Origin of the sequence: Candidatus Ichthyocystis hellenicum, from assembly GCF_001460935.1 — a bacterium.
GTDB lineage: Bacteria > Pseudomonadota > Gammaproteobacteria > Burkholderiales > 2013Ark19i > Ichthyocystis > Ichthyocystis hellenicum.
This window is the reverse complement of record NZ_LN906597.1, coordinates 490171-501354: the sequence shown is the minus strand read 5'-3', so window position 1 is coordinate 501354 and position 11184 is coordinate 490171. Positions and strand designations below refer to the sequence as shown.

Sequence of the window (11184 nt, the reverse complement as noted above, 5' to 3'; positions counted from 1 at the left end):
ATCAAGAATTCTCAAGTTCAACATCAATAGCCAAAGAACGAATCTCTTTAACCAAAACATTAAATGACTCAGGCATACCAGCATCTATCTTATGATCACCCTTAACAATATTCTCATACACCTTCGTACGACCAGAAACATCATCTGACTTAACAGTCAACATCTCCTGTAATGTATAAGCGGCACCGTAAGCCTCCAACGCCCAAACCTCCATCTCACCTAATCTTTGACCACCAAATTGGGCTTTACCACCCAATGGTTGCTGAGTAACAAGAGAATAAGGCCCAGTGGAACGAGCATGCATTTTATCATCAACCAAATGATGCAGTTTGAGTATATACATGTACCCAACTGTAACAGGGCGAATAAACTTCTCACCGGTTCGACCATCATAGAGGGCAACTTGAGTTTTAGATGGAGTAAATCCCATCACCTCACCTAAATAATCAGGATATGCCAACTCCAACATTGATCGAATTTCATCCTCAGTAGCACCATCAAACACCGCCGTTGCAAAAGGAACACCTTCCTTCAAATTAGTAGCTAATTCTATAATTTCTTCGTCTGAAAGAAAGTCTAAGGATTCTTTACGCCCACTTCTATTATAAATATTGGACAAATAATCTCTCAAAAATGAAATCTTATTTTTATCCTCCTGTACCTTATCCAATATCTCTGCTATCCGAGAACCCAACCCTTTTGCTGCCCAACCGAGATGAGTCTCCAAAACCTGACCTATATTCATCCTAGACGGAACACCTAAGGGATTCAACACCATATCAACCGGGGTTCCATCAGCAAGATGAGGCATATCCTCCACGGGAACGATACGAGAAACAACCCCCTTATTCCCATGACGACCCGCCATTTTATCACCTGATTGCAGGCGTCTCTTTATAGCAATATAGACTTTGACCATCTTTTGAACCCCAGGAGACAATTCATCACCTTGAGTCATCTTCTTGCGCTTCTCTTCAAACATCAAATCAAACTCTCGCCTCTTCTGCTCCAACAATTGCCGCAAAAATTCCAGACTAGAAGCACTGCCTTCATCTTCTAAACAAATATCGAACCAATTATGACGCGGCAACATCAGTAAATAATCTTCAGTAATTACCTGACCTTCTTTTAATTGAGGAGCCAAGCGAACAACCTGCCCCACCAAGAGACGAGAGACTCGATCAAAAGCGTCATTCTCAACAATTCTCATCTGATCAGCTAAATTAGCTCGGTATTTTCTAAGATTGTCATCAATAATTTGCTGGGCACGACAATCCCTATCAACACCCTCTCTAGTAAATATCTGAACATCTATCACAGTGCCTGAAATTCCTGACGGAACCCTCAAGGAAGTATCCTTAACATCCGAAGCCTTCTCACCAAAAATGGCCCGCAACAATTTTTCTTCTGGTGTCAGCTGAATCTCTCCTTTTGGTGTAATTTTTCCAACCAAAACATCACCAGCCTCAACCTCAGCACCTATGTAAACAATACCAGACTCATCTAAACGACTCAGCTGAAACTCTGCCAAATTATATATGTCTCTAGTAATTTCTTCCGGCCCTAATTTTGTGTCTCGCGCTACCACAGACAACTCTTCGATATGTATGGAAGTAAATCGGTTATCAGCAACAACCCTCTCTGATATAAGAATAGAGTCTTCGAAGTTGTAGCCATTCCAAGGCATGAACGCAACCAACATGTTCTGACCCAAGGCTAACTCACCCTTGTCCGTACACGCTCCATCAGCAATTACATCGCCCCTTCTAACAACATCACCCTTCTTAACAATGGAACGCTGACTTATGTTTGTGTTTTGATTAGAACGAGTACACTTTATCAAATTGTAGATGTCTACTCCAACCTCACCAGAAGCTGCCTCATCATCGTTGACACGAACAACTACTCTGTTAGCATCAACAAAATCTACAACTCCACCCCTCAAAGATTGAACTGTTGTTCCAGAATCGACCGCTACTGTGCGTTCAATTCCAGTCCCAACAAGCGGTTTCTCAGGTCGCAGACAAGGAACCGCCTGCCGCTGCATGTTTGACCCCATCAAAGCTCTGTTAGCATCATCATGCTCCAAAAAAGGAATCAAAGAAGCAGCAACAGAGACAATCTGCGACGGGGAAACATCCATATACTGTACGATATCTGGAGACATCAAGCTACACTCTCCAAGATAACGACAAGAAACAAGATCACTCGTCAAACAACCATTCTCATCTAGAGCAGCATTAGCCTGCGCAATAACATACCCAGCTTCCTCAATGGCAGACAAGTAATCTATTTGGTCAGTTACGCGACTATTATCGACCCTACGATAAGGCGTTTCCAAAAACCCATAATCATTGGTTCGAACAAAAAGGGCCATGGAATTAATCAAACCAATGTTCGGCCCTTCCGGAGTTTCAATAGGACAAACCCGTCCGTAATGGGTAGGATGAACATCCCTAACTTCAAATCCAGCCCTCTCTCTAACCAAACCTCCAGGTCCTAGCGCAGACACCCTTCGCTTATGAGTAATTTCCGACAAAGGATTAGTTTGATCCATAAACTGAGATAATTGAGAAGAGCCAAAAAACTCCTTAATCGCCGCAGCTATGGGTTTTGCATTAATCAAATCATGGGGCATTAAATTCTCGGATTCAGCATGACTCAAACGTTCCTTAACTGCTCGCTCCACTCGAACAAGACCTGCACGAAACTGATTCTCAGCCAATTCACCAACACAACGCACCCTACGATTTCCCAAATGGTCAATATCGTCAACAATTCCTCTACCGTTACGAAGCTCAACCAAAATACCAATCACAGAGACAATATCATTATCAGTCAGGGTCATAGAAGAAGGCAAACCAGCCTCAGCGACCTTATCATAAAAAGCTTTTAACCAAGTCGAGGTCCTAACATCAACATTAGATGGATAGGCTCTGCTATTAAACTTCATCCTCCCAACCAAAGATAAATCATACCTATCAGCAGAATAAAACAAAGCTCGAAACAGCGACTCGACAGCATCCTCTGTAGGAGGTTCTCCAGGACGCATCATACGGTAAATGGCCACCTTAGCAGTCCACTCGTCTACCGTCTCATCGATACGCAACGTCTGCGAAATATAGCTACCATTATCCAAATCATTTACATAGATAACATCAAATTCATTAAGACCCGCATCAAAAAGAGCTTTTAATATATCCTCATTAATCTCGTCATTAGCACGAGCAATTATCTCACCAGTTTTATCATCCACGTAATCTTTGGCCAAAATCTTGCCAAAAATATATTCAAGAGGAACAGGAACCTCAGTTAGTTTGGCTTGTTCCATTTCCTTTACATGTTTCGCATTAATACGCTTATCTTTAGCAACAATCAGAGAACCAGTAGAATCATGAATATCAAAGCGAGCAATCTCACCCTTCAATTGATGCGGTTGCAAACAAAGAAAATACTGACCAGCATCAATACGAAAGGTATCGAAAGAGTAGAACATTGACAATATAGCTTCCTTTGAGAAACCCATTGCCTTCAAGAGAATAGTGACTGGAAGCTTGCGTCGACGATCAACACGAAAATACAAATAGTCCTTGGAGTCAAACTCAAAATCCAACCAAGAACCACGATAAGGAATGATTCTGCCAAAAAAGAGAAGCTTACCAGAACTATGTGTTTTCCCTTTATCATGCTCGAAAAAAACACCCGGCGAACGGTGTAACTGCGAGACAACAACCCGTTCTGTACCATTCACAATGAAAGAACCATGACGCGTAATGAGAGGAATCTCTCCCATATACACCTCCTGCTCCTTCACTTCTCTAACCTTATCTTGATTTGATTCTTTATCGAACAAAACCAGACGAACTTTGGCACGAAGAGAGGCCGAGTAAGTCAATCCACGCTGCTGACACTCCAACACATCAAAGCTTGGATCGCCCAAGGAATAAGAAATGAACTCCAAACGAGCAAACCCAGAGTACCCAGAAATAGGGAAAACAGCCTCAAAGGCAGCCTGCAAACCGCGAGAAACCCTATCCTGAGGAGGAACATCTGCCTGCAGAAAATCCCTATAGGAGCGAAGCTGAGTAGCCAATAAATAAGGAATCTCGAGAACTGTACCCCTTTTGGCAAAGTTCTTTCTTATCCTTTTTTTCTCTGCGTAGCCGTACGACATCAAAACCCCCTCACTGGCAAAACGAGAAACTACAATAGGCTTGGCTACTGGCCACTACCAGTCTTAGCTGACAACAGAGAGTATGCATCTGTCCGACCAAACAGCGCTAAAAACTACTTCAAAGTAACTGTAGCACCAGATTCTTCCACTTTTTTCTTCATAGCCTCAGCATCGGATTTGGAAATGCCTTCCTTAATTGGTTTAGGAGCCGATTCCACAAGCTCTTTAGCTTCTTTCAGAGGTAATCCGGTAATCTCACGAATCACTTTGATTACACCAATTTTATTGTCACCAATCGCAGATAAGATAACATCAAATTCTGTTTTTTCTTCCGCTTCTTCTTTAGCATCAGATCCAGCGGCAGCAACAACAACCGGCGCTGCTGCTGCTGACACTCCAAATTTTTCCTCCATATCCTTTATGAGCTCCGATAACTCTAGTACCGTCATATCAGAAATTGCTTCCAAAACGTCCTTCTTAGACATAGCCATAAATAACTCCTCAGCACAACGACAATAAACAACCTATAAAGTATTAAATGAGGGAAGATTCCTTCAGATCCCTGATAGCAGCCAAAGCACGTACGAACTTAGTAGGAATCTCGTTCATAACGCGAGCAAACTGGGATATTGGAGCCTGCATGGTACCCATGAGCCTTGACAACAACTCTTCGCGCGAAGGCAGAGTAGCCAAAACTTTCACAGCATCACAATCAATATACCGACCAGAAACAGCTCCACCCTTAACAACAAAAGTCTGCTGCGAGACATTAGAAAAATCGTACAAAACCTTAGCAACAGACACGGGATCATCACCAATGGCATACACAAGCGGACCAAAAATTCTATCCGACAAAACCTCAAACGACGTACCCTTAATAGCACGCCGCACCAATGTATTCCTCAAAACTTTTAGGTATACCCCACTCTCTCTTGCACTTCTTCGAAGAGCAGCAGCAGCAGTCGCACTAGTACCAAGATACTCAGCAAAAATAACAGCCTGCGCACCAGCAAGGCGCTCAGACAACTGAGAAACAACCAGTTCCTTATCCTTAAGGCTTAAACCCATCACTCCTCCTTAAATTGGCATAAACGAATCAGAAGCAAGGAGAAATAAAGCCTTCCATTACTATCTGCGGCGGGTTTAATTTTTAAGCCCCAAAAGCCCCACCGGTCTTCGATAAACCAGTATTCAATCCAACCTATCTACTAAGAGGAATAGAAGTAACCTCCAAGCGAACAGAACAACTCATGGTGCTAGACATAAACACCCTTTTAAAATAAACACCCTTAGCAGAAGCAGGCCTAGCTTTATTCAAAGCAGACATGAGAGAAATAAAATTCTCTTTTAAACTCTCCACAGAAAAAGAAGCCTTACCTAAAGCACAGTGGACTATCCCTGTTTTATCAGTTCTGTACTGAACCTGCCCAGACTTGACATTCTTAACAGCAAGAACAACGTCAGTTGCAACAGTACCTACTTTAGGATTTGGCATCAAACCCCTAGGACCCAAAATCTGGCCCAACTGACCAACTACACGCATAGAATCAGGAGAGGCTATCAGAACATCAAAATCAATTGTCCCGCCCTTAATAGTCTCCGCAAGATCTTCAAAACCAACAATATCAGCACCAGCAGCTCTAGCAGCTTCAGCTTTTTCCCCTTGAGCGAAAACGGCAACACGAACAGCCTTACCAGTACCTGAAGGCAGTACCACCGACCCGCGAACAACCTGATCGGACTTACGCGGATCCACACCCAAGCAAACAGCAACGTCAACAGACTCATCAAAGCGCGCCGTAGCTATCTTCTTAAGCAACAAAAGTGCATCGTCAAGATTGTACTGTTTATCACGATCCACCATCACCTTGTTAGCCGATAATCGCTTACTAAGCTTTGCCATAACCTAGATTCCTTCCACCTTAACACCCATGCTTCTTGCAGAACCAGCAATAGTCAACGCAGCTGCGTCTATACTAGCCGCCGTGAGATCAGACATTTTCAAAGCGGCTATCTTCTTACACTGCTCAAATGTCAAAACACCAACTTTATCAACGTGAGGACGAGCAGATCCCTTAGTAATTCCAGCCTCTTTTTTTATCAGAAACGTAGCAGGAGGTGCCTTCATTATAAAAGTGAAACTCTTATCTACATAGGCAGTAATAACAACTGGTATAGGCACGCCCTGATCAAAGGACTGTGTAGCAGCATTAAAAGCCTTACAAAACTCCATAATGTTAAGCCCGCGCTGCCCCAAAGCAGGACCCAACGGAGGAGACGGATTGGCCTTACCTGCCGGAATCTGCAACTTAATTAACCCCAAAACTTTCTTAGCCATCTACAAACACTCCAAGCCAACCTTAAAAATTAAGCGACAACAAAAGAACCCAAAACAGGCCCTAAGCCAACCAAAAATTCAAACTTTCTCAACCTGATCAAACTCCAACTCCACAGGAGTAGCCCTACCAAAAATAGTTACCGAAACCCGCAAACGACTCTTATCATAATTAACGTCTTCGAGAACACCATGAAAATCAGCGAAAGGACCCTCTTTAATTCGAAGAACCTCACCTATCTCGAACAGAACTTTAGGTTTCGGTTTTTCAGAGCCATCTTGCACCAATTTCATTATTTTTTCGACCTCTTTTTCAGAAATAGGAGTAGGTCTACTAGAAGTCCCTCCGATGAAGCCGCTTACTTTAGCAGTACTACGCACCAAATGCCAGGTATCTTCGTTGAAATCCATTTCAATCAAAACATACCCAGGAAAAAATCGACGCTCAGATATCCTCCTGTGCCCACCCCTCATCTCAACAACCTCTTCAACCGGAACGAGAATTTGGCCAAATGAATCCTGAAGATCAGAACGCTCAATCCTTTCCTCAAGGGAACGACGAACAGCTTTCTCGAAACCAGAGTGAACATGAACCACGTACCAACGCTTCGACATTATCTCCACCCCAGAATCAAATCGTAAAGAAACCACTCAAGAAATTTATCAACAAAAAAAATGTACAACGCAACCACCACGGTGAAAACAAACACCACCAGCACTAGTTGCATCGTCTCCTTACGAGTAGGCCAAAATACTTTAGAAGCCTCACGAACAGACTCTCTAGAAAAAACAACCAACCTCTGGCCCAGCTTAGAATAATAGAACAACAGACCACAAACAATAACAGAAGCCACACCTACACCAACTTTCGTAATAACAGTTTGGGTAGGAAAGAAGCTAAAAAATAAAATACCAGCAGAAAAAACAAGAAAAAACAGTACTACTCTAATCTTCTCTATCATGTCATCGCAACATCTAAACAGGCCAAGAGGGAATCGAACCCCCAACCTTCGGTTTTGGAGACCGGCGCTCTACCAATTGAGCTATTGGCCTTAGAAACATAAACCGAATTTACTTAATAACTTTTGTAACAACACCAGCACCAACAGTTTTGCCACCTTCTCGTACAGCAAAATGTAAGCCCTCTTCCATCGCAATCGGTGCTATCAACTCAACATGCATTGTCACATTGTCCCCGGGAATTACCATCTCTCCTTCAAACTTGATCGATCCGGTTACATCTGTTGTCCTAAAGTAAAACTGCGGTCTATATCCATTAAAAAATGGTGTATGCCGACCCCCTTCTTCCTTCGACAATACATACACCTCCGCCTCAAATACCGTGTGAGGAGTTATTGAACCCGGCTTCGCCAAAACCTGCCCTCTCTCTACATCTTCCCTCTTCGCTCCCCTCAACAATATCCCCACATTGTCACCGGCACGACCCTCGTCCAGTAACTTGCGAAACATCTCCACTCCCGTACATATAGTCTTCTGCGTCTCTCTCAGCCCCACTATCTCTATCTCTTCATTTACCTTCAATATGCCCCGCTCTACTCGACCGGTTACCACTGTGCCTCGCCCAGAAATAGAAAATACATCTTCTATCGGCATCAAAAACGGCTGATCCACCGCCCTCGTCGGTGTCGGTATATAACTATCCAGCGCCTCCGCTAACGCCATTACCGCCTTCTCTCCTATCTCGCTTTGATCCCCTTCTAACGCTTTTACCGCAGAACCTTTCACTAACGGTATCTCTTCCCCAGGAAAATCATACTTAGATAATAACTCCCTGACTTCCATCTCAACTAACTCTAGTAACTCCGGATCATCAACCATGTCGCATTTGTTCAAAAATACTACTATGCTCGGTACTCCAACTTGCCTTGCCAATAATATATGCTCCCTCGTCTGCGGCATCGGACCATCCGCTGCAGACACCACCAGTATCGCTCCATCCATCTGGGCCGCTCCGGTTATCATGTTCTTCACGTAGTCAGCGTGCCCAGGACAATCTACATGCGCATAATGCCTCGCTGACGTAGAATACTCAACGTGCGACGTATTTATCGTTATCCCTCTAGCTCTTTCTTCAGGAGCATTATCGATCTGGTCGTACCCTTTTACCTCTCCTCCGTACGCCTTGCTCAATATCGTCGTCAACGCCGCCGTCAACGTTGTCTTCCCATGATCAACGTGCCCTATCGTCCCTACATTAACATGCGGCTTCGTACGCTCAAACTTAGCCTTAGCCATATACCCCCCCGTGTTAAACAACCTCTTGCAACTACAAACCCCTGATAACCTATGCAAATCAAACTACAAATTAACCAAAAACAAGCAAATGCCCACGATCAGAGTTGAACTGACGACCTCTCCCTTACCAAGGGAGTGCTCTACCACTGAGCTACATGGGCTAAATCTGCACTCAAAATCATTGGAGCGGGTGAAGGGAATCGAACCCTCGTCATAAGCTTGGAAGGCTTCTGCTCTACCATTAAGCTACACCCGCACAAACATGGTGGAGGGGGATGGATTCGAACCAACGTAGGCGTAAGCCAACAGATTTACAGTCTGCCCCCTTTAGCCACTCGGGCACCCCTCCTCAAAGAGAAGCTATTCTTCAGAGAAAAACAACGTTTGTCAAATTATCATTCCTGAAAAAAACAAAGTATATGAAAAAAAACAACTCAAAAGTCAGACACCGGATAATAATCTTTCCTCAGCCAAAGCCACATCAAAAAACCAATTCATCAAAAAAATTACCACTTCCTTTTTAAAACTAGGAACGCTGTCTAAATTCCAGTCATCAAAACTACGCCAAGAAGAATCGATAAACTCCTTGGCCGCAGCATCGCGGAAAACATCATAAGAAGTAAGCAATTTAAGAACGTACCACCTATGCACCTGCCCAACACTAAGGTGTTCCTCACTCTTTCCACTAGGTAACTCATACCCCAGCCATACCGGACAAACCGCCACAACCTCTAACTCTTCCTTCTTTATCCCGGTTTCTTCAAACACCTCCCTAAAAACGGCTTCATCAGTTGATTCATTCTGATTAACACCCCCCTGGGGACACTGCCACGTATTGACGTAATCACCACGTCTAAACAATAACACCCTATCAAAGGATAAATTCGTTATAACAGCACCTACACCAGCACGAAAAAACACTTCACCGCCGTCATTTACCATAATCTACCATAATATAAAGTCCGCCTTAATCGACTAATTATACTAATTCACGCTTATGCAACAATAAACTCAACACCCACGGACTAACAATGGTAGTCACAATAACAACCGCCACAAGAATAGAGAAATACGGATCAACTATTACACCATAGGCACGTCCAGCCGCCAAAAATATGAGCCCCACCTCACCTCTGGGTACCATGCCCCACCCTACAATCCAGCGATCAGCACATCGCAGAAAAATAGCCGACAAAAGCTTGCTCACTATTGCTAAAGCAAGGATAACCAAAACAAGAAAAACATTGCGTTTTTCAAAAAATATTCCAACATTAAGCTCTGTACCGACAACAATAAAAAACAACGGCAAAAAAATCTTCTTTAGTGGAAAAATCAAAGATAGAAATTGTTCTTTCCTTGCAGACACTAGACGATCTTCAAGATACTTAAAAGACAAAGAGTCAGACTCTGACTTAATTACCTTCAAATAATCATTAATCATCTGCACAGCCTTCTCATCAGAAAAAACCAGCAAATTATCCTCCCCTAACATTAAACCGGCAGCAAAAGCTCCAACAATTGGGGCCAAACCAAAATAACTAGCAAAATAAGACCCGACAAAAGCCAAGGAAATCAATATCACAAGAGCCATAGCATGGCTATTATCAACTTTTTTTGCTATCAAATTAACAATAACTTTCACAATTGGTCTTCCTATTAAAAAACAAGCGCCTAGGAAAGCAAACGCAGACCCTAAAGAAGAGAGTATCCCCATATAAGAAACCTCGCCACCATCAACAAGTTCAGCTAAAGCACCCAACAAAGCAAAACCAAAAATATCATCAAACAAAGCCGCTCCCAGGATAATACGCGACTCAATAGTATGAACCAAGCCAAAATCGCTAAATATACGCGACATCACTGCAATGGACGTTGCCGCAAGAGCTGCCCCTATAAATAACCAAGACTCTAAACCTTCCTTTGGTAAAAATACCGGCCCGATAAAAGCAACGCTAAGCACAACAGCAAACATAGCTCCCAAAAAAGCCACCACGAAAGAATCAACCCCACTACTTTTCAAAGTCTTAGGATCAAAGTGCAATCCTATTTCGAACAACAACATAACCAATCCGATGTCAGACAAAAACAAAACCATCGGATCCTTGCCAAAATTTTGTATTGCATCCGGTAAATTAATCCCCAACAAAGAGAAGTTTCCTAAACATATACCTACAAACATCTCAGCAGAAACCGATGGCAGCCTAAATTTCCCTACGAAGGAGGCCAGCAGTTGTGTAATTAGCAAAAGTAAAGCCATAGTCATAAATGACAAAATATTCTTGCTGTCACCAGCTGCCATAACACTAGGGGAAAAAATCATCAATATAAATAATAAAACACGACAAGGATTGCAACGACACCCGCCTGTCCTCAACCACAAAGGAACTTGGAACACATAAATCCTTTCATTATTTTTGAT

At 43.0% G+C, this 11184-nt stretch carries 10 protein-coding genes and 4 tRNA genes; all 14 read right to left on the bottom strand.

From position 1 onward, the window contains the following. Position 1: 1 nt before the first annotated feature. The 14 genes from rpoB to Arg41_RS02285 all read right to left on the bottom strand — a co-directional run bounded on the left by rpoB (position 2) and on the right by Arg41_RS02285 (position 11160). Entirely contained in the window at positions 2-4174 is a 4173-nt protein-coding gene (gene rpoB / locus Arg41_RS02350) for a DNA-directed RNA polymerase subunit beta (protein ID WP_092343390.1), read from the bottom strand. A 113-nt stretch (positions 4175-4287) separates the two neighbouring features. Continuing rightward, complete coding sequence (rplL, locus tag Arg41_RS02345; protein WP_092343395.1) at positions 4288-4665, bottom strand: 50S ribosomal protein L7/L12; 378 nt, start codon at positions 4663-4665, stop codon at positions 4288-4290. Positions 4666-4708: 43 nt separating this feature from the next. Next, positions 4709-5242 (bottom strand): 50S ribosomal protein L10, encoded by a 534-nt coding sequence (rplJ, locus tag Arg41_RS02340; protein ID WP_092343412.1) that lies wholly within the window; start codon positions 5240-5242, stop codon positions 4709-4711. Between the two features lie 133 nt (positions 5243-5375). Next, positions 5376-6077, bottom strand: a complete 702-nt coding sequence (rplA, locus tag Arg41_RS02335; protein WP_092343413.1) for a 50S ribosomal protein L1 — start codon at positions 6075-6077, stop codon at positions 5376-5378. 3 nt (positions 6078-6080) lie between these two features. Beyond that, positions 6081-6512, bottom strand: coding sequence for a 50S ribosomal protein L11 (gene rplK, locus Arg41_RS02330; protein ID WP_092343414.1), 432 nt, complete (start codon positions 6510-6512; stop codon positions 6081-6083). A 78-nt stretch (positions 6513-6590) separates the two neighbouring features. Beyond that, complete coding sequence (gene nusG / locus Arg41_RS02325) at positions 6591-7124, bottom strand: transcription termination/antitermination protein NusG (protein WP_092343415.1); 534 nt, start codon at positions 7122-7124, stop codon at positions 6591-6593. Continuing rightward, positions 7124-7471 (bottom strand): preprotein translocase subunit SecE, encoded by a 348-nt coding sequence (secE, locus tag Arg41_RS02320; protein WP_092343416.1) that lies wholly within the window; start codon positions 7469-7471, stop codon positions 7124-7126. The genes nusG and secE overlap by 1 nt, the downstream gene beginning before the upstream one ends. 18 nt (positions 7472-7489) lie before the next feature. After that, positions 7490-7562, bottom strand: a tRNA-Trp gene (locus Arg41_RS02315). Positions 7563-7580: 18 nt separating this feature from the next. After that, on the bottom strand, positions 7581-8765 hold the full coding sequence (gene tuf, locus Arg41_RS02310; RefSeq protein WP_092343884.1) for an elongation factor Tu: 1185 nt from the start codon (positions 8763-8765) through the stop codon (positions 7581-7583). Between the two features lie 89 nt (positions 8766-8854). Next, positions 8855-8926: transfer RNA gene (locus Arg41_RS02305), tRNA-Thr, on the bottom strand. A gap of 21 nt (positions 8927-8947) precedes the next feature. Further along, positions 8948-9021, bottom strand: a tRNA-Gly gene (locus Arg41_RS02300). 7 nt (positions 9022-9028) lie between these two features. Further along, positions 9029-9114: transfer RNA gene (locus Arg41_RS02295), tRNA-Tyr, on the bottom strand. A 92-nt stretch (positions 9115-9206) separates the two neighbouring features. Beyond that, a complete protein-coding gene (locus Arg41_RS02290; RefSeq protein WP_092342022.1) occupies positions 9207-9707 on the bottom strand; it encodes an NUDIX domain-containing protein in 501 nt (166 codons plus the stop codon). Between the two features lie 37 nt (positions 9708-9744). Next, positions 9745-11160 carry a cation:proton antiporter gene (locus Arg41_RS02285; protein ID WP_092342023.1) on the bottom strand — a complete coding sequence of 472 codons (1416 nt, stop codon included), beginning with the start codon at positions 11158-11160 and terminating at the stop codon, positions 9745-9747. Between the last annotated feature and the right edge of the window lie 24 nt (positions 11161-11184).